Here is a 25,373-nt window from a genome sequence, read left to right as displayed (position 1 = left end):
AAGGAAGGAATATTTACTAAGGTTCTAAAAGGTGGAATCATAAAAGAGGGAGATAAAATAGAGGTTATATAAGATGTTTTTTTAGAAGAATGCAGAAGAAAAATAGTGTCTATATTTCTAACTGAAAAGCATAAAAAATATGGACACTATTATATAGTTAAATTAAGAGAGCTATAAGTCCTCTTCAATAGTTTTATTTAAATACAAGTATTTTTTATCCAATGGTTCGATAGATTCTATGATACAAGATCCAAGACATACTTCATCCTGATATAATACTGCTGCTTGACCTGGTGTTACTGCTTTTACAGGATTATCATATTTTATATGGAGTTTTCCATTTTCAAGTACATCTACGGTTACAGGTATATCAGACTGTCTATATCTAAACTTAGCTGTACATCTTAATGGCATGCTTGGGGACTTTTCTAGTATCCAAGAAGGCAATTCTCCAATTAATGAAATAGAATAAAGTGCTGGATTATTTTCTCCTTGAGCTACATATAGTATATTTTCTTTTATATTTTTTCCAGCTACAAACCAAGGTTCTCCTGTACCTACTCCACCAATTCCTATTCCTTTTCGTTGTCCTAGTGTATAATGAATAAGTCCACTGTGTCTACCCACTTTATTTCCTTTTATATCTATAATATCTCCTTCTTTTGCTAAGAGATATTTATCTAAGAATTCATCAAAATCTCTTTCGCCTATAAAACAAATACCAGTAGAATCTTTCTTTTTAGCAGTATATAAATTATGTTTTTCTGCTAATTCCCTAACTTCCTTTTTTTCCAAATGACCTATAGGGAATAATGTCTTAGAAAGAGCTTTTTGTCCTATTCTTGATAAAAAATAAGTTTGGTCTTTATTATTATCTTTTCCTCTGATAAGGTAATAGCCATTATTTCTTTCTTCTACTTGGGCATAATGTCCCATAGCTATATAATCTCCTTCTAAGTTCAAAGCATAATCTAAAAAGGCATTAAATTTTATCTCTTGGTTACACATAACATCTGGGTTGGGGGTTCTTCCTTTTTTATATTCATCTAGGAAATAAGTAAATACCCTATCCCAATACTCTTTTTCAAAGTTTATAGTATAGAAGGGAATATCTAATTGATCAGCCACTGCTCTAGCATCATCGGCATCTGCAGTTGCTGTACATACACCATATTCATCTTTTTCATTCCAATTTTTCATAAAAAGTCCAATTACATCATATCCTGCTTCTTTTAAGAGTAATGCAGAAACAGATGAATCAACTCCTCCGCTCATACCTAATATTACTTTTTTTGCCATAGCTTTCTCCTTTTTAAACAAATCTTATTACACTTTCATATAAGTATTATATCATAGTATTTTCTGTTTTTCTTATATTTATAATTTTAAAAATATGATATTCCCATGTTCTATTGTAATATTTAACTTTAAAGTAAAAAATAAGTATAGAAGGAGATACTCTTTGAGAGTGTATAATATGTGATATTATTCAAATTAATAATTTGATAAGGAGGAAAGGTGTACTATAATGTTGACAGATGAGTACAATTATTGACAAACTGTGCTATAATGATATTGTATAGTCCGCTGGTATGTTTAAAATACTGAGTGGATTATTTTATTAACGGATAAGGTGGGTGTGAATATTGACAACGAAAAAAGATTTCCTATACATACAGCTATATAATAAATTTAAGGAAAACATTGATAATAATATATGGGAAGAAGGTATGCAGTTACCACCAGAATACCAGCTTATGGAAGATTACAAGGTAAGCAGAGATACTATTAGAAAGTCATTGCAAAGATTAGCCCAAGAAGGCTATGTTTATAGGCAAGCAGGAAAAGGAACCTTTGTAAATAGTCATAAATCCAGATATAAACTTACTTCTCTGGAGAGCTTTTCAGAACAGATGAGATATATGGGTTTAATTCCATCTAGCGAGATATTAAATCTTAGTCTTGAGATGCCTAATAATAGAGTTAAGGATTACCTTGAAATATTAGATGATGAAAAGGTTTATAGAATAGAACGATTAAGATTGGCTAATAATGAGCCAATGTGTTATGAGATAGCTTATGTATCTGAGAGATTATGTCCAGATTTAGATAAGTTAGTTAATAGGGATACATCTTTATATAAAATATATGAAGAACATTATAATTTGAAATTGGATTATGGAAATATGTACTTGGAAGCTGAAGGATGTCCCAAAGAATATAGCCACCACTTAAAGATAAATAAAGGTTCTCCGATATTGAAAATGAAATGTGTTGTATATACTGATAATAAGAAACCTTTATATTTTGTTGAGAGTTATTATATTGGAACAAGATATATGTTTTTTGCAAGTATGCCGAGAATATAAAAGGAGATTTTATCAAAGCATCATAGAATAGTATTTCATGAAGTTTATTTAAGGTCAAGTTCCTATTAAGATAGAATAGTACTTTTTCATGGGAAATCAAAATAGATAGTATAAATTTATACTATCTATTTTGATTACTTATTATTTAATAAATTTTTTAACCACGTCTTGGGTTGCTCTTCTTGCTGCATCGTCAATTGCAGTACCCACTACTAAGATATTAACACCTGTATCTGAAAATGCTTTGAAATTATTTAGATTTATCCCACCCTCTGCAAGTGTAGGAACCTTCACTGATTCTATTAAAGCATGAAGTCTTTCTTTGACAACTGGATGAATTTCACCTGCATCTGCACCTTCATAACTCATACCAGTCATAAGACCTATAAGGTCAACTCCTATATTTTCCATATCCTTAGCAACTTTAGCCACCTCTTCAGGAGTTCTGGCAGGTAATCCAAAAGTATGAAGATCATCAGGGTGTGCAATATAAGCATCCACGAGCAGACCATATTTATGAGCTTTATTTACTACCTCTTCTAAATCCTTCAAACTAGATTTGTGAATATGAAGTCCGTCTGCTCCTACTTTAGATAAGTTTATGAAAATCTCGTCTGATATTTCTACTGGCACTAATTCATGGAATCCACCCGGTATCCCCACAGTTATAAATATATCTTGACCTACTACATTTCTTATACCTTCAGTAACTTTTATCATTTCAATAATTGGTAACTCATGACGGATCTGTTCTGCATCATGCATGTTTGTAACACCTTTAAATCCTCTTGCCAGAGCTACTGCTGGATGATTTGGTTCTATTAGTTTTACTCCTGCATCGACTGCTGCTTTTGCAAGTCTTGCGTCATCTCCGGTTATTCCTGTGCTTAATATTGTAGTTCCTCCATGCAGTTTTATTGCCTCTAAGACCTTATTTAGAGCTCTTCTTCTTTTACTTTCCATATCTGATGTAAACATTATTATGCCTCCCTATTGATTTTTGACTTATTAACCTTATTAGCTATTACTGTTATTATAAAAGCTGAAACTAATCCTACTAACATACTAACTAAGAATCCAAATGGATTATCTGATAATGCAGGTGCAGTAATTGAGGGTACATAAGCTGTACCATGAACATTAAATATACCTACGAATATACCTGATAATGCTGCCGATATCATCGCACCTACAAATACTAGTTTATCTGAAAACATAAAAGGATATGCGGCTTCAACAAATGTACCGAATGCCACATTAATAAAAAAACCAGGTGCTGCAATAGCCGCTTCGGATTTTTGTTTCGGAAATAAAATATTTGCTAAAGTAATACCTGCTGAAACCATTACTAAACCTGTCATATCAACAGCTCCTAAAAAGCTTGCTCCAGTTGTTTCCATTTCTAATAAAACTATTGGTAATATTGCTGCATGATATACTCCTCCTATTATTGCAGGCCAAATTAGTAACCCAGCTAATCCACCAGCTAAAATTGGGCTAAAGTTTACTGCAGTTTCAATTACTGATCTTATTCCATCACCCAACATTAAAGTAATTGGGGATATTAAGAAATAAACTATTAATCCAGCAATTAGACCAGATAATCCTCCAGAAACTATATTAGCTGTTGTTCCAGGGAAATTCCAGCCTAGAGCAAGTCTAATTAAATAAATAGCAAGAATACCAGCTAAGATACCACCTATCAGACCTCCGATTAGTCCGCCCTTTGAGGAGAGCATACCAGCGACTACCCCAGCAACTATTCCAACTTCATCAAGTCCGGATACTTGTTTTGCTGCAATAGCTGCTACTATGACAGGTAATCCTTGAATTAAAATATTAAATACATCTTCTAGGCTGCTGAATGCTGGAACCTTACTTAACGCAAGAACTAATGCCATTGCAATAAATCCAGGTAGTGCGGACATCATTATTCCCCTAAAGCTAATCCTTTGGAGTATATTATCATCTGTAGAACTATCACCACCGCCTGATGAGCTTCCTATAGTTGGTTTATACTTAATCCCCCAATATTTACTCAATGCTTGTACAGAAGCTACAGCTCTAGTTCTATTGGTTGTACCAGTAGTGCCAGAAGTTGCAATTACATTTCCGCCTAAGGATTGTATAGTGGCCATAGATGTACCACCAGTACCTACTATAGGGATATTTTTATCTGTTGCCGCTTTAATAGAATGTTTATTTGTATTCTTTGGATCAGAACTCATTAAAATTAAACCATCTATTTTCCCGTCATTAATCTTTTCAGCTATAGCTATATCTTTTTCTTCAGACATAGTATTAATCTCTGAAAGAGATTTTTCCTCAGAGAAAGCTATTTTATTTTGGATAGAATCCCAAGTATATAGCCTAGTAGGGGTGTCCTTGCTTACATTATCCATTGAAGCCTTAGCTCCAATAAATTGAATTTCTTCTACTTCAATACCTGCTGATTTACATTGTGTTTCAATTTCGCCAAGTAGTTTGAGAGGTTCTTTTCCTCCCAAGTTATAAAGATTTCCTCCGCTACTGCCTAGAATGGCAATTTTTTTCATAATATTCCCTCCTCCTATGGTTGTACGTACATCTATAATAATACAAATGTACGTACAATTCAATAGTTTTTAACAATATTAATAGAAAGTGTTGATTTTACTCATATTATCGTATTCGTAAATTTCACTGGATTTTGGAGTTGAAGTGGTTTCCATATATAGTCATATTATATCTATATTTTGTTTTTTTATATAAAAAAAGTGTATAATGTAGTTATATATTAACTAAAAATAAAAACTATTTATAATAATATTAGAATTCAAAGAGCTTTGGTATATGACAGAAGTCTTGGAATGATATAAGTTTATTAATATATGGGAATTAACACTAAACTAAAGAAAAGGTGATTATTATGAAAGATTCTTTTGGAAGAGAAATAAATTATCTCAGAATTTCCCTAACAGATAGATGTAATCTAAGATGTAGATACTGTATGCCAGAGAAGGGAATTTCTAAGTTTTCTCATGAAGAAATGCTAACATTAGAAGAAATATATGAAATAACAAAGGCTTTTGTAGATTTAGGTATTAATAAAATAAGATTTACAGGGGGAGAACCCCTTACGAGAAAAGGTATAGTTGATCTAATATCTAAGGTATCAAAGTTAGAAGGAGTCAAGGATTTGGCAATGACTACAAATGGTATACTTTTAAAAGAATATGCCAAAGAGTTAAAGAAAGCAGGACTAAATAGAGTGAATATAAGTCTAGATACATTAGATGAAGATAAATATAATTTAATTACTAGAGGCGGTAAACTTAAATGTGTACTTGAGGGAATAGAAGAAGCAAGGAGTGTAGGATTAACACCAATAAAGATAAATACTGTCCTTATAGGTGGTTTTAATGATGATGAAATAGAATCATTAGTTAAGTTAACGGAAAAGGATGAAATAGATTTAAGGTTTATTGAGTTAATGCCAATAGGTGAAGCAGCTAGTTGGGCTAAAGAAAAATTTATTTCAAACGATATTATATTAGAGAAGGTTAAAGAACTTACACCTATACCAAGAGAAGATATATCATCTCCAGCAGTATATTACAGATTACCTAATGGAAAAGGCAAGGTAGGTATAATAAATCCAATATCCTGTAAGTTTTGTGCCAATTGTAATAGAGTTAGATTAACATCTAGAGGACAGTTGAAATTATGTCTACATTCAAATAATGAAATAGATATAAAAGAAGCTTTAAGAAGTGGACAAGATATCAAAAAACTAATACTTAATTCTATATATAAAAAAGAAGAATCACACCATTTAGAAGATGGTGAATATATAAAGAGAAATATGAATCAAATAGGGGGATAAAGATGGAATTTACACACTTTAATGAACATGGCAGAGCTCATATGGTAGAAGTTGGTGAAAAGGAAGACACCAGAAGAAAAGCCATAGCAAGAGGAAAAATCAGAATGAATAGAGAAACCATAGAAAAAATTAGAGAAGGATTAATAAAAAAAGGTGATGTTCTATCTGTAGCTCAAATAGGTGGAATAATGGGAGCCAAAAAAACAAGTGATATAATTCCAATGTGCCATAATATATTTTTAACAGGAGCAGATATTAGATTTAATATAATGGACAATGCAATAGAGGTAGAATCAGAAGTGAAAACCATAGGAAAAACAGGAGTAGAAATGGAAGCACTAACAGCAGTATCTATTGCATGTTTAACCATATATGATATGTGTAAAGCAGTTGATAAGGACATGGTAATTGAAGATATACGACTTATAAAAAAGACAGGTGGAAAGACAGGTGATTACATGTATAAAGATATTAGAGGAAAAGTATTATCTATAAATATATCAGATAAAAAAGGAGTAATAAAAGAACCGATAAAAGAAGGTTTATTTATAGAAAACTTTGGATTAGAAAAAGATGCACATTCAGGTAATTGGCATAGACAAGTAAGTTTATTAGGTATAGAAAGTTTTGATAAAATGGAAAATCAAGGTATAGAAGGATTAGTACCAGGAGTATTTGCAGAAAATATAACTACTGAGGGAATAATACTTTATGAGCTTCCTATAGGTACAAAACTAATTATAGGAGAGACGATCCAAGAAGTAACCCAAATAGGTAAGGAATGTCATACGGGATGTGCAATATCTCAGAAGGTTGGCAAATGTGTAATGCCAAAGGAAGGAATATTTACTAAGGTTCTAAAAGGTGGAATCATAAAAGAGGGAGATATAATAGAAGTTATATAGATTTATGCAATATATCTCTAGAAAAGGTAAAAACTAATATCTTTGTACTCAGCAATATAAAGAGCAAAGAGAACAAGCGAACAATATAATGATAGCTGGTAAGATACACTTTCCAAAGGTTCTATGGATTTATTTCATTCTTTAGAACTCTGAAAATATCTATAATCGTAAAAACAAGGATTATCCAAATATAAATTTAGAAGAGTACAAGATATAGTATATATAATAATCGAGATGTCATATTAAGAGACAGTGAACTTTGTATATTTGCAATATTTTAACTTGAGTTATTAGATTATATAGATATATAATAGGGTAGTGAGACACATGCATACTAATGAGACATTATAAATAAATCCTAGAATTAATAGTATGGGAGAATATAAATAGTATATTATAGTATAAAACAGGCTCCTTAGGGAGCCTGAATATTTATCCTAGCAGTCGATTTAATACAATCCATATAATATCCTATTATTGGAGGAGATAAAGTGATATCTTTATTAGAAAAAATTCAAGAGGATGTAAAAAAATATGCTGAAATAATATCCAATGCAATAAAAGTAGATGTAGAAATTGTAGATATAAATATGCGAAGGGTTGCAGGGACTGGAATATTTAAGGAGCAAATTGGTGAAGTAAATAAAGGATCTGTATATAAGAAGGTAATAGAAACTGGAAGGTCTCAAATAATAAAGAATCCACGTGAACATGAGATATGTATAGAATGTATACAAAAAGATAGCTGTATAGAGAAACTTGAAATATCCACACCACTTATTTATGAAGAAGAAATTATAGGAGTAATAGGCTTGATTTGCTCTACTAATGAACAAAAACAACGGATATTAGGTGATCTAGATTCCCAAATGCAGTTTTTATACCAAATAAGTGATTTTATATGCTCTAAGGTATATCAATATAATGAATCTATGATGCAAGAAGAGAGAATGGATGTGCTCAAGAAAATATTGAATAATATAGATAAAGGTGTAATTGCATTAGATGCTGAAAACAAAATAACTATAATTAACAATAATGCTATGAGAGAACTAAAGTTATCTTCCACTGATTTAGATAAAAGGGTAGATCTAATAGATAAAGATGAATACATAATGGGGGGAGAACTTTATGAACTTAAGATAAGTAGGAGAAGCTTCTTTCTCGTAGGGAATATTATACCTATACATTCAATATCGAAAGAATATGCAACAGTATTTATTTTTAACAATATGAACAAGATAAGCTCTGATATATATAAAATAACGACAAGTGAAAGAAGATTAGATATAGACGATATCATAGGTGAGTCGAAAGCTATGAAAATGTTAAAGCAAAAAATAAAGAGAATAGCTCCTACACAGTCAACAGTTCTAATAAGCGGGGAAAGTGGTACAGGAAAAGAATTAGTGGCTAGGGCAATACATGATTTAAGTGATAGACGGCATAAGCCCTTTGTAGCGGTGAATTGCAGTGCAATTACCGAAACTTTAATTGAATCTGAATTATTTGGATATGTAAAAGGAGCATTTACTGGTGCTAATGCAAATGGAAAAATAGGTAAATTTGAACTTGCCAATGGTGGAGTCATACTCTTAGACGAAATAGGGGATATGCCTTTATATATGCAGGTTAAGCTTCTAAGAGTATTGCAGGAGCGAACAGTAACTAGAATAGGATCAAATCAGCCTATTGATCTTGATATAAGGGTTATTGCGGCTACAAATTTGGATTTAGAAGAGCAAATCAGAGAAAATAAATTTAGAGAGGATTTATATTATAGATTAAATGTAATTCCTATAGAAGTACCGCCTCTTAGAAACAGAGAAGGGGATATAGAATTAATAATTGATAAGCTAATTGATAAATATAATGTTCTCTTTGATAAATATGTCAGAGGCTTAGATGAAGAATGCAGAGATATTTTATTGAATTATCCTTGGCCTGGAAATGTACGAGAACTTCAAAATACTATTGAGTTTATGATAAATATTTCAGATGATAGAGAAATCCTAACAACGAAAATGCTTCCAAAAAACATTTTAAATAGTAAAGATATAATAATTAGTCAGAATAAAGAAGATATAAAAACATTGGCTGAAATAGAGATGGAGCATATACAAAGAGCCTTGGATACATTTGGGAGAAGTACAGAAAGTAAGAAGCTGGCTGCGGAAAAATTAGGTATAGGAGTGGCCACTTTATATAGAAAGCTTAAAGAATGATTATCAAATTGATAATTATTATAAATATATATGTATAATTGGTGCAATACAAAGCTAAAAAAATTATCAAAACGATAAATTGATTTATCATTTTGATAATTGAACTATTTTATTCATGTATTAATTATACTAACCAATAATTAAAATTAATATTGCATATATTGAGGAAGATATTGCAAATACTGGATTTCTTACTAGTTTTATTATAAAGATATTAAGATATTAAATTTATTATTAGTTAAAAATATAAATAAAAAGTTGCTGATATTTATCAGCAACTTTTTATTTTGCGTTTTTTAAAAAGATAAAAAAATATCAAAGTGTGTAATTTAAGAGGTTATATATAAAAAATGATTATTTGCACTCTATAATAAATACAAAATGGCATAAAAGTTGCAAATTATAAATATGACAGAAAATATAATTTTGAAGGGAGATAGAATCATATGAGTCAAGTTATAAAGTGGAAGGAGAATATGCTTCCAAAGACTGATATAAAGGGATGTATTAAAATTTTAAATAAAGAAGGAATTGAAAAAGCAAGAACTTTTCATGAAAGTTTTAGTCAATATTCCAAAACACCATTACAAAACCTTGAGGAATTAGCAAAGGATATAGGACTTGGAGGAATTTATTTAAAGGATGAATCATATCGATTTGGATTAAATGCATTTAAGGTTCTTGGAGGTTCTTTTGCCATGGCACAGTATATGGCTAAAAAACTTGGAAAAGACATATCAGAGTTGGGATATAGAAATTTAATATCCCAAGAGATAAAAGAGGCTTTAGGTGATATGATATTTGTAACTGCTACTGATGGAAATCATGGCAGAGGTGTAGCATGGACAGCAAATCAATTAAAGCAAAAATCAGTAGTATATATGCCAAAGGGATCATCTGGTGCTAGGGTTGAGAATATTCAAAAAGAAGGCGCTGCTGTTAGTGTAGAAGATATGAACTATGATGACTGTGTAAGATTAGCTGCTAAATATGCCGAAGAAAACAACGGAGTAGTAGTTCAGGATACAGCATGGGATGGATATGAGGATATTCCTACATGGATTATGCAAGGATATGGAACCATGGCATTAGAAGCAGTAGAGCAATTAGAGGAACTGGGAGTGACTAGACCTACCCATATATTTATACAAGCAGGAGTGGGATCTTTAGCTGCAGGAGTTCAAGGTGTGTTTGCAAATATTTACGAAGATCGTTGTCCAATCACAACTATAGTAGAAGCCAATATTGCAGATTGTCTTTATAAATCAGCAGCAGCAGGAGATGGAAATGCTGTAGCTGTTGGTGGTGATTTACAAACCATAATGGCAGGTCTAGCTTGTGGAGAGGCCAATACAATAGGATGGGAAATACTTAAAAATCATAGTTCAATGTTTGTATCATGTCCTGATTGGGTGGCAGCCAATGGAATGAGAATATTAGGTAATCCATTGAAAGAAGACCCTTATATAATATCGGGAGAATCTGGTGCAGTAACTACTGGATTATTGGTAGAAATTATGAAAAATGATGATTATAAACAATTAAGAGAAAGATTAAATCTTAATAAAGATTCTAGAGTCTTATTGTTCAGTACTGAAGGAGATACAGATCCTGATAAATATAGAAGTGTTGTATGGTTTGGAGAATGCACAAGGTAATAAAAATTAAATAAATTAAGGAGGAAAAAATGATAAGCCAAGCAAGAAAGGAAAAGTTAATAAAAATATGTCAAGAACTAATAAGATGCCCTAGTGTTTCAGGGCAGGAAGAAAAGGTAGCAGAAGCAATAAAGAAAAACTTTCAGGAATTAGGATATGATGAATGCTATATCGACAGTTATGGAAATGTAATAGGACATATCAAGGGCAATGGAAATGGTAAAGGGAAAGCTATTCTCTTTGACGGGCATATAGATACTGTTCCAGTAACAGATGAATTAAAATGGACATTTGCACCATTTTCTGGAGAAATTTCAGAAGGAAGAATATATGGTCGTGGAGCTTCTGATATGAAGGGACAGGTTAGTGCCATGATGGCTGCCGCAGCTTATTTTGCAGAAGATACTGGAAAAGATTTTAATGGAGACATTTATATTGCTGGTGTTGTTCATGAAGAAATATTTGAAGGAGTAGCTGCAAGGAAGATAAGTGATGCTATAAGTCCAGATTATGTAGTTATAGGGGAATCCTCAGAATTGAATTTAAAGATTGGGCAAAGAGGCAGAGCTGAAATCATAATAGAAGTATTTGGTAAACCAGCACATTCAGCTAATCCAGAGAAAGGTATTAATTCAGTATATAAAATGGCAAAGATAATAGACAAAATTCAGGGACTTAAACCAACAGTCCACAAAGAATTGGGAGAAGGAATACTTGTACTTACAGATATTAAATCATCTCCATATCCTGGAGCATCAGTAGTACCAGAATATTGTAAGGCTACTTTTGATAGAAGATTATTAGTGGGAGAGACTAAAGAGTCAGTATTAGCTCCGATTCAAAAGCTGCTAGATGAAATGATGAAAGAAGACTCTGAATTGAATGCAAAGGTTTCCTATGCAGTAGGAGCAGAAGTTTGTTATACAGGAGAAACAATAACAGGAGAAAGGTTCTTCCCTGGTTGGTTATTTGATGAGGATGATGAATTCATTCAAGCAGCATACAAAGGACTGAAGGAAGCGGGAATCGATTCAAAAATTACTCATTATTCTTTCTGTACCAATGGCAGCCATTATGCAGGAGAAAAGGGAATAAAAACAATTGGATTTGGACCATCTCAGGAAAACTTAGCTCATACAATCGATGAATATATAGAGATTGATCAATTGGAAAAGGGTGCTAGAGGATATTATGGGATATTGAAATCTGTATTTGGCAAGTAAAAGATTTATGTGTCTACCGAATAGTTAAAAAGCTAGAATATAGGAGGAATATATAATGATGGATATATTGATAAAAAACGCCGCCATAGTAACTGTTAATAAGGAAAGAGAAGTATTCTTCGACGGAGCAATAGCTATAAAAGATGATAAAATCGCCGCAGTAGGAAATACAAAGGATATTTTAAAAGAATATAGCGATGCTAAAAAGGTAATAGATGCGGAAGGTAAGGTTATTTTCCCAGGATTTATAAATACTCACAATCACCTATTCCAAACTTTACTCAAAGGTCTGGGAGACGACATGGTTTTAAAGGATTGGTTAGCTACAATGACATTTCCAGCAGCAAAGTTCATAACAAGGGAGGATACATACTATGCAGCAATGCAAGGGTGTATAGAAGGATTGCGTAGTGGAATCACTACTATGGTAGATTATATGTATCCCCATAACAGAGAAAATCTTTGTGACGGAATAATAGATGCATTTAAAGAACTAGGTATAAGAGGAATTCTTGGCAGAGGATGCATGAATACAGGTACTCAATTCGGTGTTCCTACAGAAATAATGCAGGATGTAGAAACTGTAGAAAAAGATGTAAGAAGATTATTTGAAGAGCATCATAATTCGGAAAACGGAAGAATTAAAATATGGGTAGCACCTGCTGCTATGTGGTCAAATACAAAGGAAATGCTTCAAATGTTATGGAAAGTAACTAACGAGTATAATTCTCATTTTACAGTTCACATTTCAGAAACACCTTTTGACAGAGAAGCAACTGAAGAATTACATGGGAAAGTTGATATTGAATTGTTAGAGGAATTGGGAATAGTTGGACCAAATGTAGTGATGGTACATTGCGTATATTTAACTGAAGAAGATATGGAGCTTACTAAAAAATATGATATGAAGGTTTCACATAATACTGCCAGTAATATGTATCTATCATCAGGGGTAGCACCAGTGCCTCAGATGTTAAAAAAGGGTATAACTGTAAGTTTGGGAGTTGACGGAGCAGCTAGTAATAACTCTCAAGATATGATTGAACTTATGAAGCTTACGGCACTTCAACATAAAGTAGCTAACTTAGACCCAGTGGCAATATCGGCAGAAAAGGTACTTGAATTAGCTACTATAGACGGTGCAAGAGCTATAGGAATGGAAAACGAGATAGGTTCTTTGGAAGTAGGTAAAAAAGCGGATTTATTAATATTCAATCCTTTATTAAATCCAAAGGCAATACCCCTTCATAATCCTGTATCTACATTGGTTTATTCTTCATCAATGCAAAATATTGAGGGAGTAATAGTGGACGGAAATATCATTATGGAAGATAGTAAGATATTAACAGTTGGGGATGAAAAGGCAGTTCTTAGGAAAGTACAAGAAATAGCAGACAACCTATGTGAAAGAGGTCATATAACAAATAAAGGCCCTGGACATAAGTGGAACAGCTTATATTAATTAGAAAGAATGAAAGTATCTTAATACCTAAACTTCAATATTTAATATAGATAATAAAAGCGTGATTAGAGAGTTACTTAAATCGTTTCATAAGGTAAAAGTTAAAATAGGGAAAGATACCTTTCTCTGTTCTACCCTAAGATTTATTTTAAAGTAATTTAAAATATATAAGAACACTAAAACTTACAAAGATTATGAGGGGGAAAATTTTATGAGAGACAGAAGTAATACATCAAAGTTTGATATTGACGGAATTCCATCCCTAAGAGAAGCAGTACCTTTAGGATTGCAGCATCTCTTGGCAATGATAGTTGGAAATATGGTTCCGGCAATATTAATTGCAGGTATTGTAGGGCTTTCAGGTTCTATGGCAACTATGTTAATTCAGGGTTCTATGCTAGTCGCAGGCATTGCAACTCTTATTCAATTATATCCGATTCCTCTGTTTGGGGGATATAAAACAGGTTCAAGGTTACCGGTTATAATGGGAGCGAATTATGTATTTCTAGGCGCTTGTCTATCAGTTGTAGGGCAGCATGGAATAGCAGCTTTAGTTGGTGCACAAATCATAGGTGCTATAGCAATGATATTTTTCGGAGTAGTTTCAAAGAAGTTTAGAAGATTTTTTACACCGGTAGTATCAGGAACTGTAGTTACTTGTATGGGACTTGGACTATTTCCTACAGCTGTTAAGAACTTAGCAGGCGGACAAGGTTCAGCAACCTTTGGTGATCCTATTAACTTTTTAGTAGGGATTATTGTAGCCGTCATTATAGTAATGTTAATGAAATTCGGAAAAGGATTATTAAAAGATATAGCAATTTTAGTAGGCATTTTAGTAGGATATATAATTACATTGACTTTTAATATGGTAGACTTTACAGCGGTTAGTGGTGCTGCTTGGTTTGCATTACCTCAGCCATTAGCTTTTGGAGTAGAGTTTAGACCAGATGTAATTATAACTTTCATATTGATTTATATAATTGCCATAGCTGATATAATGGGGGCCTATACAGTAGCAACCATAGGAGGCTTAGGCAGAGAAGTAACAGACGAGGAGCTATCATCAGGAGTAATAGGGATAGGTATAGGTTCTGTTATATCATCCTTATTTAGTTCTATTCCCGTTGGGGCGTTTAGTCAAAACGCTGCTATAATAGCCATGAATAAAGTTGTAAGTAGATTCGTTGTAGCAATTGGAACTATAGTATTGATTTTAGCAGGTGTATCACCAAAATTAGGAGCATTAATCACTACTATTCCTTCTGCAGTAATAGGAGGAGCTACCCTTGTAATATTTTCTCAAATAGCAATGGCTGGTGTAGGAATATTATCAATTGATCTTACAAATGACAATAAAATAATAGCTGGTGTAGCTATAGCTACTAGTATAGGATTAACATCTGTACCTGGTATTCTTAGCAGCTTTCCAGCTATGGTTCAAACTTTAATAGGAGATTCATCAGTAGTATTGGGAGCAATAATAGCATTTATTTTGCAAATGGTTTTTAATATAAAATCTAAAGTTGAATGTGAAGATTCAGATAAGTCTGCAGAGCTACAGCCATAAAGAAGAGAGACATATGCGGAACAGTATATATTAAAAGAATAAAATCAGTAAGTGGAAGATTGGTTAACAGAAATAAAAGAAATCAAATTTTATATATTGTCTCTAAATGGAGTAGGCTTTAAGGAGGTTACGTGTGTGTTAGTAAAATTAGATATAAATAATTTTTTATATGAATTAGAAATAGAACCAAATGAAACCTTGATAAATGTATTACGTGAAAAGTTAGATTTAACAGGAGCAAAACGAGGATGTAACTCCAATAACTGCGGTGCTTGTAAAGTTTTAATCGATGGAAAAGCCTTTAAATCCTGTAGTACCTTAGCTAAAAATGTAGAAAATAAAAAGATATATACTATAGAAGGATTTGCATCATCAGATGGGAAACTGCACCCTATACAAGAAGCTTTTATAGAAGCGGGAGCTGTACAATGTGGTTATTGTACTCCAGGGATGATTATAACAACTCAGGATTTATTGAATAAAAACAGTTCTCCAACTGAGGAAGAAATAAGAGAAGCTTTTAAGGATAATCTTTGTCGTTGCACAGGATATGTAAAAATTATTAAAGCAGTAAAATTATCCGCTAAGAAATTAGGGGGTGAATGAATATGAGTAAAGAAAAGATAATAGGTAATTCTTATCCTGTTAAGGATGCTAATCTAAAGGTAACAGGTCAACTTAAGTATGTTGGTGATATGAAACTCCCTAATATGCTATATGGAAAAATGCTTTTAAGTCCAGTAGCCCACGCTAATATAAAGAGTATAGATATATCTGAAGCATTAAAGGTTCCCGGAGTGAGAGCAATAGCTACTTGCTTTAACACTCCTCAAACTAAATATAATAGTGCCTTAAGATTTTATGAGCATGATATACCAAATACAGAGGTAGTATTTCCACAAACAGTAAGATTTGTAGGAGATAGGGTAGCGGCAGTAGCAGCAGAAACTGAAAAGGCAGCTAAGGAAGCCATAAAACTAATAAAAGTTGAATATGAAGAATTGCCAGTAATACTTGATGTAGAGGAAGCTATAAAAGAAGAAGCAATTCATATTCACTCTGGCGGAAATAAAGTGATAGAGATGAGAGCTGATGCTGGTGATGTAGATAAGGCTTTTAAAGAATGTGACAGAATATTTGAAGATAGATATGAAGTACCCCCAATACATCATGGAGCAATAGAAACTCATGTAGCCATAGCTCAATATGATTATACAGATAAACTTACACTATGGGCACCGACTCAAAACACCTTTGCATTTAGAATACTTTTGTCTCAAATAATGAATATTCCATTACATAAGGTAAGAGTAATAAGACCAACCATAGGCGGAGCATTTGGTGGCAAGCTTGAAATGACTATAGAGCCAGTGGCAGCAATATTGTCTAAGATGACAAGGCGACCTGTAAAACTTGTGTTAGATAGAACTGAAACCATTATATCTACGAGAGCTCGTCATAGTGCAGTAGTTTATATAAAAACAGGAGTAGAAGAAGATGGAACTATATTAGCCCAAGACATTAAAATGTATACCAATACAGGAGCTTACGCATCTAGTGCATTAAATGTTATGGGTGCCCTTAGCCATAAGATATATAAGGTATATAAGATACCTAATATGAGATTTAGGGGGATTCCTGTATATACAAATACTATTACGGCAGGAGCTATGAGGGGATATGGTTCTCCGCAGGTATTTATGGCACAGCAAACTCAATTAGGGAAAATATCAAGGGAATTAAATATTGATTTAGTAGAATTACAAAAGAGAAATGCTGTTGAACCAAGTGGAGTAGATCAAAGATTTAATTCACCTTTGGGAAATCCAAGAGTATTAGATTGTATTGAAAAAGGAAGAGAACTATTTAAATGGGATGAAAAGAAAAAAGCAATAGGTGCAGAGGACAACTGGGTCAAAGGTATAGGTATGGCCATAGGAGCCCATGGAAACGGAGTATTTGGAGCTCATAGAGATGTTATAACTTTAATTTTAAAATTGAATGAAGATGGAACATTAACTCTCATTACAGGAACCCATGACATGGGGAACGGAACTGTTACAATGCAAACTCAAATGATTGCAGAAGTTCTTGGTATAACTCCTGATAAAGTAGAAACCTTTGAAACAGATACAGATGCTTGTGCTTGGAACTTAGGTGATTATGCCAGCAGAGGTGTATTTGTAGAAGGTGCTGCTGCTAAAAAAACTGCAGAGAAGCTTAAACAGCTGATAATATCTGATGCTATGGAATTACTCGAAGTTGAGGAAGAATTAGAGCTTATAGATGGATTTGTTGTAAGCAAGTCTAATCCAGAAAAAAAAGTGTCATTATCTGATATTGCAGTAAATAGCCAAAGAGTAAAGAATAAAGAACTTACTGTAATAGAAGATTATGCATCTCCAGCAGGACTTACATCCTATGGAGCCCACTTTGCAGAAGTTTTAGTTAATAAGGAAACAAGAGAGATAAAGGTTATAGATTTTGTAGCAGTACATGATGTAGGCAGAGTGATAAACCCTATGTCTCTAGAAGGACAACTTGAAGGTGGTATTCAAATGGGATTAGGATATGCATTAAGCGAAGGTTATGTATTTGACGAAAAAGGAAAACCATTGAATAACAATTTCTTCACTTATAAGATGTTTAGAGCTACAGATATGCCAAAAATTACAACATTTTTTATAGAAGAATTAGAAGAAAAGGGTCCATATGGAGCAAAGAGTATTGGAGAATGTGCAGTAGTCCCAGTAGCACCTGCGATCTGTAATGCAGTGGCTGATGCTCTTAATATTGATATAAATCAATTGCCTATAAAAATCAAGAGAGGTGTATAGCTTATGATTAAGATATTAGGAATTAGTGGAAGTCCGAGACATGGAGCCACTGAATATGCAGTTCAAGAGGCACTAAGGGCTGCTAAGGAAACAGTAACAGAAATTGAAACCGAGTATTGGAGTGTAAGAGGTAAAAAGATAGGACCTTGTGTTCATTGTGATGCTTGTATTAGAAATAAGACTATGTGTATTATAAAAGATGATTTACAAGAATTAGAATCTAAAATTTTGGAGGCAGATGCTTTTATCATAGGCTCCCCAGTATATGATATGAATATAACAGCTCAGCTAACAGCAATATTCAATAGACTCCGTCCGATTTATTTGGTACATGCTGGAAAACTGCAAAATAAAGTAGGAGCAGCTATTACTACAGGGGGAACTAGATATGGGGGGCAAGAAATGGCTAAACTCCCAATAATAAACTTCTATCTAATGCATGAAATGCTCGTGACAGGTGGTTTAGGTGGATGCTATATCGGAGGAACTATCTGGAGTAAAGATGCAAAGGCTCAAGGAGCGGAAGAAGATACAGTTGGAATGGATACCATAAAAAGATTAGGTAAAGGTGTGGCTGAGGCAGTAATGGTTTCTAAACATGGACTAGAAGCATGGAACTCACAAAAAGAAACATTAGGTCTTATAGCTGATGATAAATCACCATTAAGAGATCATTAATCAAAAAAAGTTTCGATATATCAATGATTTTGTGACATTAGAATAATTTTAGAAAAAGAGGTAAGTTAAAAATACAGACTGAATAAAATGCGAAATCCATAAACAACAATATTTTAAATCACTAAAGAGAAAGACCGATAGGTAATGAGATAAAATATAATCTATGGAGGGACATTTATGTTGAAAAAGAGAAACAAAAGCAAAAGCATTTCACCTTTCGATATCAATGGAGTGCCACCTATTACCAAAGCATTGCCTTTATCATTACAGCATATTTTAGCAATGATAGTTGGAACAGTGACTGTGCCAATAATTATTGCAGGAGTAACAGGTGCAAGTCCTCAAGAAAAAACATTACTTGTTCAGGCAGCTCTAATAGTTGCTGGACTGGCAACACTATTGCAAATTTATCCTATTGGAAATCTAGGCTCTAGATTACCAATTATATTTGGTGTTGGATTTACTTATGTACCTACACTAACGGCAATAGGCTCAGAATATGGCTTATCAGGCATTTTTGGAGCACAATTAGTAGGAGGTATTTTTACTATATTAATAGGTATAACGATTAGAAAATATATAAAATATTTTCCACCTCTTGTAACAGGAACGGTAGTTACCACAATTGGTTTATCATTATATCCTATAGCCATAAATTATATGGCTGGCGGAATTAACGCTCCAGATTATGGCTCACCATCTAATTGGGCTATAGCTTTATTGACATTAGTTGTAGTAATTATTTGCAGTCAATTTGGAAAGGGATATTTAAAATCAGCTTCAATGATAGTAGGAATTGCTGCAGGATACATTGCATCTTTAGCCCTTAATAAGGTTAATTTTGCTCCTATTGCAGAGGCAGCATTTATTTCTATACCAAAAATAAATAATTTTTCAATGTCATTTCATACTCCAGCCATAGTCAGTATGTTAGTCCTGGCATTAGTAAATGCGTTGCAAACCATAGGAGATTTGTCAGCAACTACTATGGGGGGAATGAATAGGAAGATTACTGAGGATGAATTATCAAGAGGAATTGTAGGTAGTGGAATAGTCACAGCAGCAGGTGTATTGATTGGAGGATTACCCCCATCTTCATATAGTCAAAATGTCGGATTATTAGCTATGAATAAAGTTATCAGTAGGTTTGTAATCGGTATTGCAGGTATATTTATGCTATTAGCAGGTTTTGTACCAAAATTTGGTGCATTAATGACAACCATTCCTACATCTGTACTTGGTGGAGCAACAGTAAGTATATTTGGAATGATAACTATGACTGGATTTAAATTAATAATCCAAGAAGAACTTACTGCAAGAAATGTTACTATAGTTGGACTTGCTTTAGCTATGGGAATGGGAGTTACTACAGTGCCTCAATGTTTAGATCAGTTCCCTGAAATTATATCAATGATATTTGGCAAATCACCTATAGTAATAGCTACAATGGTTGCATTTATACTAAATATTATATTACCGAACAAAACATTACAAGATGAAGAAAATGAGAGAATACAAATGGATGCCAATTAATTATGTTAGAAGTCTGCTCGATACAGAGGTCAGGATAAATGAATATAACAATAACAGTAAATGCAGAAAGTTGGCATTAGATGCTAAAATTTATTAGATACATTTAAAGGTTTACTTAAATCGTTTCATAAAATTTAATATAATTTAGATTTCCAAAATGAGTTATAAACTAATAAACGGAGGAGGAAATTTTATGAGAGACAGGAGTAATACGTCAAAATTTCACTTGGATGGAATTCTACCATTAAGGGAGGCATTTCCATTAGGACTGCAACATGTTATAGCAATGTTTGTTCCAAATCTAGTACCTATGATGCTCGTTTCACAGGCTGCAGGATTAGATCATTTTCATACAACACTATTAATACAATGTGCTATGATAGGAGCTGCAATAGGAACACTATTGCAAGAGTATCCGATTTCATTAGGAAAGGAATATAGAATAGGATCAAAATTACCAGTTATGTTAGGATTAACTTATGTTTTTATGCCAACTTGTATTGCAGTGGCAGGACAACATGGTATGGCCACAATATTTGGAGCTCAAATAGTAGCAGGATTAATATCAATTATTTTTGGTGTAGTCTTTAAGAAGGTTAGAAAATATTTTCCACCAGTGGTAACTGGAACAGTAGTATTGTCTTTAGGACTTTCTGTGTTTAGCTTAGCCATAAACAATATAGCTGGAGGAGCTAGTTCGGCCACCTATGGATCATATCAAAATTGGATTGTAGGTATGACTGTTGTAGTTATTGTATTGTTCTTACAACAGTGGGGTAAAGGCTTACTTAAGGATTCTGCCATATTAGTAGGCATGTTGGCAGGCTATATTGTTGCCTTTGGGTTTAATATGATAGACTTTTCACCAATAGCTGAGGCAGCTTGGTTTGCCTTTCCAAAACCATTAGCTTTTGGGCTTGGTGTAGTCAATGCTAAAGAGTCTATAGCTATGTTTCCGGAAACATTTAAGCTATTATTTGGTCAATCTAGCGTAGTATTAGCTACAACTATTGCAGTTATATTAAATCTTATATTCCCTAAGGAAAAGGAAGATGCAATTGAAGTAAGGGATAAAAGTAGCAAAAAGAGTATAGAGGTTTTATCTTAGAATGATTTTATATCTAATATATAGAGGTGAGAATGTATGAATATAACAATAACAGTAAATGGCAGGAAGTTAGCACTAGATGTTAGTCCAGACGAAGTTTTATTAGATACATTAAGAGCCAATGGTTATTTAAGCGTACAGAGAGGCTGTGATACAAGCTCCTGTGGATTATGTGCAGTATGGGTTGATAATCAAGTAGTATTGTCTTGTACTTATCTTACTGTAAGAGCAGCAAATAAAAATATAACAACATTAGAAGGAGTGCAGAAAGAGGCCAAGGAATTTGCAGATTTTCTTGCAGATGAAGGAGCGGACCAATGCGGATATTGTGCACCTGGATTTATAATGACAGTTCTTGCAATGAGTAAAGAATTAAATAAACCTAGCGAAGAGGAAATATATCATTATCTAAATGGTAATCTTTGTAGATGTACAGGATATAAAGGACAAATTAGAGCTATAAATAAGTATTTGGAATTCAAAAGTAAGTAGGGAGAGGGGGAGAGAAAATGATTACCATAAAGGAATATGTGGCACCTGCAAGTTTAGAAGAAGCATATAAAATTTTAATGTCTGGGAAGACAAACTTAATTCTAGGTGGTTTTGGATTTATTAAGATGGGCTCGAGGGCTGTAAATAAGGCTATAGATTTATGTAATTTGTCTTTAGATTATATTACAGAAACTACAGATGAGATATTAATTGGAGCTGAAACATCATTAAGAACTTTAGAAATTAATGAGATAATTAGAAACTACTGCGGCGGAGCAATTAGTGAAGGTGTTTCAAATATTGTAGGAGTACAGTTTAGAAATATGGCTAAGGTTGGAGCAAGCGTATTTTCTAGATATGGGTTTTCCGATTTATTACCATCCCTATTGGTTTTAGATGCAAAGGTAAGGCTTTATAAAGGTGGAATAATGGATTTAGAGGAATTTTTAGAAAAGGACTTTGAAAGAGATATATTAGTAGAAGTAATACTACCAAAAAAGAAAGGCATGGCAGTATATGACTGCATCAGGAAATCAACTGGAGATTTTCCGATTATAAACGGAGCAATATTTAGGGGAGAAGATGGTCAATATAAGATAGCCATTGGTTCAAGACCTCAAAGAGCTAAATTAGCTGTAAAGGCTGCAAAAGCATTAGAAGATGGTGAAAATATTGAAACAGTTGTAGATATCATACCTGAAGAACTGCATTTTGGAACTAATGTTAGAGGAAGTAAAGAATACAGAGAAGATATGAGCAAAGCCTTAGTGAGCAGAATGTACTGTAAGGTAGGTGCTTAATTTGATAAATAAGAGTGTAAGGAAAAAAGATAGTGAATCTTTATTAAGTGGTAAACCAGTATATATGGAAGATATGATTTTTCATAAAGATGTATTAACACTGAAGGCTTTGAGAAGTCCATATGCCTTTGCAAGAATTAAAAGTATAGATGTGGGAAATGCAAAAAAGGTAAAAGGTGTTATAGATGTATATACTTATAAAGATGTTCCTTACAATAGATTCACAGAGTGCTGTGAGTCCTATATGGAGGCATCGCCTTATGATAGATGCTTATTAGAACCATTGCTTAGATATGTAGGAGATGAGGTTGCCATAATCGCAGCTGAAACTGAGAAGGCTGCTGAGAAGGCATTAAAATTAATAAAGGTTGATTATGAGGTTTTAGAACCTATATTAGATCCAAGGAAATCCGAGGGTCATAGTTCTATAATACACCCTGAGGAAGATATTTTCTGTTCTTTCCCCTATGGGCATGATCATCTGAAAAATATAGTTTCTGAATTTAGTCTTTGCAAGGGTGATGTTGATGAGGAGTTTAAAAGCTGTGATGTAATAATAGAGAAAACATACAGTACTCAAGCTCAATCGCATTGTATGCTAGAGACCCATAGAGCTTATTCCTATATTGATGCTAATGGAAGGATAGTAATCATTTCTCCGACTCAGACCCCATATCATATGAGAAGACAGGTTTGTAGAGCTATAGGCATTCCTGCATCAAAGTTGAGACTTATAAAACCTAGAGTAGGAGGAGGGTTTGGGGGAAAGAAAATAGCACTAGTAGAACCATTTGCAGCCTTTGTTACATGGAAAACAGGAAGACCCTGTAAATTTATATATACAAGAAATGAAACATTTATTGCAACCAATACTAGACATCCGATTATATTCGATGTGAAAATAGGAGCAGATAAGAATGGAAATATTAGGGCTATTGAAATGCATGCCCTAAATAATGCAGGTGCCTATGGTGGAGATTCAGTTATAATTACAATGGAGGCAGGACAAAATTCGCTGCCAATCTACAATAAAGTTCCTGCAATTAAATATATTGGTAAAACAGTATATACTAATTTGCAGCCGGGAGGTGCATTGAGAGGCTATGGTGCGACTCAAGGAACCTTTGCTTTAGACTCAGCAGTAAATGAACTGTCAGCAGCCCTTAATATGAATCCTACAGAAATAAAACTTAAAAACTCTATTCGTGCTGGGGAAGTTGGAGGAATAATTAATAATACTATTAGAAGTTTTAATATAGAAGCTTGCATAGAAAGAGGAAAAGAGCTGATATGCTGGAATGAAAAATTTCCAAGGAGGGAAACTGGAAATAATAAAGTCAGAGGTATAGGTATGGCTTTGGGTACACATATTTCTGGAGTGGCTGGTATAGATAAGTCGGGAGTCAGTATTAGACTAGTTGAAGATGGGACTTATATGATGTTAACTAGCTCAGGCGATACGGGAACAGGGTCAGACACAATATTATCCCAGATTGCGGCAGAAGCATTAAATACAAATGTAGATAATATACAAATATATGCAGGAGATACTGATGCATGCCCTTATGACTCAGGAGCATTTGCTTCTTCTACAACATATGTCTCAGGCAATGCTGTTATTAGAGCAGCAAAGGAAATGGAAATCTTAATTTTAAAGGCAGCAGAGAAAAAGTTAAACATACCCGCTGTTACCTTGGAACTAAAAGAACACAGAGTTTGTCTAAGAGGAAATGAAGATATATTTGTAACATTAAAAACATTAGGGGAAGACTCTCAAGCAGGATCGAATTATCCTATTTTAATGGCTAATGCAAGCTCAGGTATAACTGAAAGTCCAAGACCTATAATGGCGGGCTTTGTTGAAGTTGAAGTTGATAAGACTACAGGTGAAGTAAAAGTTCTGGATTATGTAGCAGTTATTGACTGTGGAACTGTTATAAATCCTGCATTAGCAAGAGTTCAAGCTGAAGGTGGATTAACGCAAGGTATAGGCATGGCAATGTTTGAAGAGGTAATTCATTCCGACACAGGAAAACTTGTTACTAATAGCTTTATGAACTATAATGTTCCTGTTAGAAAAGACATAGGAAATATAAAAGTAGAATTTCAGCCTCAATATGAACCAACGGGACCTTTTGGTGCAAAGTCTCTTGGGGAAATAGTAACTCACACTCCTTCACCTGCAATAGCTAATGCCATTTATAATGCAGTAGGAGTACAAGTAAGAGATTTACCAATAACACCTGAGAAGGTTTATAAAGCAATGAAGGAAAAGGAAAGTATTGTAAAACAAGAGTTGATATAGGTTTATCTAAAAAATTTTACGATGGTTAGCAAACCCTGATAAGTAAGTATTGGTCAATAGCCAAGAAACACAGATTAATTTTATTAATCTGTATAAGTTGAACAAATAGGTATTATTAGACTTTATTGAATGATAGGCTGGGGGTTCTTTGTATTCGAAGGACTCGTAGGTTTAGTATGTATATAGATAAAATCTATATCATAAAACTGAAAGGAGATATCATTATGAAAGAAAAATCTAATTATGTGTTTGAGAGGACAATTGTTTCATCGAAAAAGTACATTTTAATGCAGTCCGAATCTTGTACTTGAAATAAGTGTCAGAGTGCAACTAGAACTTAACT

Annotated in this window: 19 protein-coding genes and 1 pseudogene; 17 read left to right on the top strand and 3 right to left on the bottom strand. The window is 33.4% G+C overall.

What is annotated here, in order from left to right; genetic code table 11:
- Positions 1 to 171 precede the first annotated feature (171 nt).
- Positions 172 to 1,299 carry a tRNA 2-thiouridine(34) synthase MnmA gene (mnmA, locus tag RDK80_RS10600; RefSeq protein WP_308524267.1) on the bottom strand — a complete coding sequence of 376 codons (1,128 nt, stop codon included), beginning with the start codon at positions 1,297 to 1,299 and terminating at the stop codon, positions 172 to 174.
- 347 nt (positions 1,300 to 1,646) lie between these two features.
- Between mnmA and RDK80_RS10595 the strand changes: the two genes are divergently transcribed.
- Entirely contained in the window at positions 1,647 to 2,369 is a 723-nt protein-coding gene (locus tag RDK80_RS10595) for a GntR family transcriptional regulator (protein WP_308524266.1), read from the top strand.
- A 141-nt stretch (positions 2,370 to 2,510) separates the two neighbouring features.
- Here the strand turns inward: RDK80_RS10595 and RDK80_RS10590 are convergent, their stop codons facing one another.
- Positions 2,511 to 3,347 carry a hypothetical protein gene (locus RDK80_RS10590; protein ID WP_308524265.1) on the bottom strand — a complete coding sequence of 279 codons (837 nt, stop codon included), beginning with the start codon at positions 3,345 to 3,347 and terminating at the stop codon, positions 2,511 to 2,513.
- Positions 3,348 to 3,349: 2 nt separating this feature from the next.
- Positions 3,350 to 4,924: a PTS sugar transporter gene (locus tag RDK80_RS10585; RefSeq protein ID WP_094904484.1), complete on the bottom strand. Its 1,575-nt coding sequence runs from the start codon at positions 4,922 to 4,924 to the stop codon at positions 3,350 to 3,352.
- Positions 4,925 to 5,277: 353 nt separating this feature from the next.
- Between RDK80_RS10585 and moaA the strand changes: the two genes are divergently transcribed.
- The 16 genes and pseudogenes from moaA to RDK80_RS10505 all read left to right on the top strand — a co-directional run bounded on the left by moaA (position 5,278) and on the right by RDK80_RS10505 (position 25,030).
- Positions 5,278 to 6,234 carry a GTP 3',8-cyclase MoaA gene (gene moaA, locus RDK80_RS10580; RefSeq protein WP_308524264.1) on the top strand — a complete coding sequence of 319 codons (957 nt, stop codon included), beginning with the start codon at positions 5,278 to 5,280 and terminating at the stop codon, positions 6,232 to 6,234.
- 2 nt (positions 6,235 to 6,236) lie between these two features.
- Positions 6,237 to 6,686 (top strand): annotated as a pseudogene (gene moaC, locus RDK80_RS10575) (cyclic pyranopterin monophosphate synthase MoaC); the annotation flags it as partial.
- A 6-nt stretch (positions 6,687 to 6,692) separates the two neighbouring features.
- Positions 6,693 to 7,139: an MOSC domain-containing protein gene (locus RDK80_RS10570; RefSeq protein WP_308524269.1), complete on the top strand. Its 447-nt coding sequence runs from the start codon at positions 6,693 to 6,695 to the stop codon at positions 7,137 to 7,139.
- 491 nt (positions 7,140 to 7,630) lie between these two features.
- Positions 7,631 to 9,364, top strand: coding sequence for a sigma 54-interacting transcriptional regulator (locus tag RDK80_RS10565; RefSeq protein ID WP_201259963.1), 1,734 nt, complete (start codon positions 7,631 to 7,633; stop codon positions 9,362 to 9,364).
- Between the two features lie 446 nt (positions 9,365 to 9,810).
- Positions 9,811 to 11,022 (top strand): diaminopropionate ammonia-lyase, encoded by a 1,212-nt coding sequence (dpaL, locus tag RDK80_RS10560; protein WP_308524263.1) that lies wholly within the window; start codon positions 9,811 to 9,813, stop codon positions 11,020 to 11,022.
- Between the two features lie 29 nt (positions 11,023 to 11,051).
- The gene (locus RDK80_RS10555) at positions 11,052 to 12,245 is read left to right on the top strand and encodes a YgeY family selenium metabolism-linked hydrolase (protein ID WP_308524262.1); all 1,194 of its coding nucleotides are present in this window, start codon (positions 11,052 to 11,054) and stop codon (positions 12,243 to 12,245) included.
- A gap of 55 nt (positions 12,246 to 12,300) precedes the next feature.
- Positions 12,301 to 13,707, top strand: a complete 1,407-nt coding sequence (locus tag RDK80_RS10550; protein WP_308524261.1) for an amidohydrolase — start codon at positions 12,301 to 12,303, stop codon at positions 13,705 to 13,707.
- A gap of 211 nt (positions 13,708 to 13,918) precedes the next feature.
- The gene (locus tag RDK80_RS10545; RefSeq protein ID WP_308524260.1) at positions 13,919 to 15,277 is read left to right on the top strand and encodes a solute carrier family 23 protein; all 1,359 of its coding nucleotides are present in this window, start codon (positions 13,919 to 13,921) and stop codon (positions 15,275 to 15,277) included.
- Between the two features lie 135 nt (positions 15,278 to 15,412).
- Complete coding sequence (locus RDK80_RS10540) at positions 15,413 to 15,883, top strand: (2Fe-2S)-binding protein (protein ID WP_094903201.1); 471 nt, start codon at positions 15,413 to 15,415, stop codon at positions 15,881 to 15,883.
- Positions 15,884 to 15,885: 2 nt separating this feature from the next.
- Positions 15,886 to 18,114: a molybdopterin cofactor-binding domain-containing protein gene (locus tag RDK80_RS10535; protein WP_308524259.1), complete on the top strand. Its 2,229-nt coding sequence runs from the start codon at positions 15,886 to 15,888 to the stop codon at positions 18,112 to 18,114.
- A 3-nt stretch (positions 18,115 to 18,117) separates the two neighbouring features.
- The gene (locus RDK80_RS10530) at positions 18,118 to 18,792 is read left to right on the top strand and encodes a flavodoxin family protein (protein ID WP_308524258.1); all 675 of its coding nucleotides are present in this window, start codon (positions 18,118 to 18,120) and stop codon (positions 18,790 to 18,792) included.
- A gap of 177 nt (positions 18,793 to 18,969) precedes the next feature.
- Positions 18,970 to 20,325 (top strand): uracil-xanthine permease family protein, encoded by a 1,356-nt coding sequence (locus RDK80_RS10525; protein ID WP_094903207.1) that lies wholly within the window; start codon positions 18,970 to 18,972, stop codon positions 20,323 to 20,325.
- A gap of 193 nt (positions 20,326 to 20,518) precedes the next feature.
- Complete coding sequence (locus tag RDK80_RS10520; protein ID WP_308524257.1) at positions 20,519 to 21,433, top strand: solute carrier family 23 protein; 915 nt, start codon at positions 20,519 to 20,521, stop codon at positions 21,431 to 21,433.
- Between the two features lie 36 nt (positions 21,434 to 21,469).
- Entirely contained in the window at positions 21,470 to 21,925 is a 456-nt protein-coding gene (locus RDK80_RS10515; protein ID WP_308524256.1) for a 2Fe-2S iron-sulfur cluster-binding protein, read from the top strand.
- Positions 21,926 to 21,942: 17 nt separating this feature from the next.
- Entirely contained in the window at positions 21,943 to 22,725 is a 783-nt protein-coding gene (locus RDK80_RS10510) for an FAD binding domain-containing protein (RefSeq protein ID WP_308524255.1), read from the top strand.
- A 1-nt stretch (position 22,726) separates the two neighbouring features.
- Positions 22,727 to 25,030, top strand: a complete 2,304-nt coding sequence (locus RDK80_RS10505; RefSeq protein ID WP_308524254.1) for a molybdopterin cofactor-binding domain-containing protein — start codon at positions 22,727 to 22,729, stop codon at positions 25,028 to 25,030.
- Positions 25,031 to 25,373 lie beyond the last annotated feature (343 nt).

It is taken from the genome of uncultured Tissierella sp., from assembly GCF_902479755.1.
GTDB classification, from domain to species: Bacteria; Bacillota; Clostridia; order Tissierellales; family Tissierellaceae; genus Tissierella; species Tissierella carlieri.
The sequence above is the reverse complement of the archived record's forward strand: the minus strand, read 5'-3'. Positions and strand labels throughout refer to the sequence as shown.

Coding starts and splice junctions, on each gene's coding strand:
- mnmA (WP_308524267.1), bottom strand. CDS start 1,299: ATGGCAAAAAAAGTAATATTAGGTATGAGCGGAGGAGTTGATTCATCT.
- RDK80_RS10590 (WP_308524265.1), bottom strand. CDS start 3,347: ATGTTTACATCAGATATGGAAAGTAAAAGAAGAAGAGCTCTAAATAAG.
- RDK80_RS10585 (WP_094904484.1), bottom strand. CDS start 4,924: ATGAAAAAAATTGCCATTCTAGGCAGTAGCGGAGGAAATCTTTATAAC.
- moaA (WP_308524264.1), top strand. CDS start 5,278: ATGAAAGATTCTTTTGGAAGAGAAATAAATTATCTCAGAATTTCCCTA.
- RDK80_RS10570 (WP_308524269.1), top strand. CDS start 6,693: ATGTATAAAGATATTAGAGGAAAAGTATTATCTATAAATATATCAGAT.
- dpaL (WP_308524263.1), top strand. CDS start 9,811: ATGAGTCAAGTTATAAAGTGGAAGGAGAATATGCTTCCAAAGACTGAT.
- RDK80_RS10555 (WP_308524262.1), top strand. CDS start 11,052: ATGATAAGCCAAGCAAGAAAGGAAAAGTTAATAAAAATATGTCAAGAA.
- RDK80_RS10550 (WP_308524261.1), top strand. CDS start 12,301: ATGATGGATATATTGATAAAAAACGCCGCCATAGTAACTGTTAATAAG.
- RDK80_RS10545 (WP_308524260.1), top strand. CDS start 13,919: ATGAGAGACAGAAGTAATACATCAAAGTTTGATATTGACGGAATTCCA.
- RDK80_RS10535 (WP_308524259.1), top strand. CDS start 15,886: ATGAGTAAAGAAAAGATAATAGGTAATTCTTATCCTGTTAAGGATGCT.
- RDK80_RS10530 (WP_308524258.1), top strand. CDS start 18,118: ATGATTAAGATATTAGGAATTAGTGGAAGTCCGAGACATGGAGCCACT.
- RDK80_RS10525 (WP_094903207.1), top strand. CDS start 18,970: ATGTTGAAAAAGAGAAACAAAAGCAAAAGCATTTCACCTTTCGATATC.
- RDK80_RS10520 (WP_308524257.1), top strand. CDS start 20,519: ATGAGAGACAGGAGTAATACGTCAAAATTTCACTTGGATGGAATTCTA.
- RDK80_RS10515 (WP_308524256.1), top strand. CDS start 21,470: ATGAATATAACAATAACAGTAAATGGCAGGAAGTTAGCACTAGATGTT.
- RDK80_RS10510 (WP_308524255.1), top strand. CDS start 21,943: ATGATTACCATAAAGGAATATGTGGCACCTGCAAGTTTAGAAGAAGCA.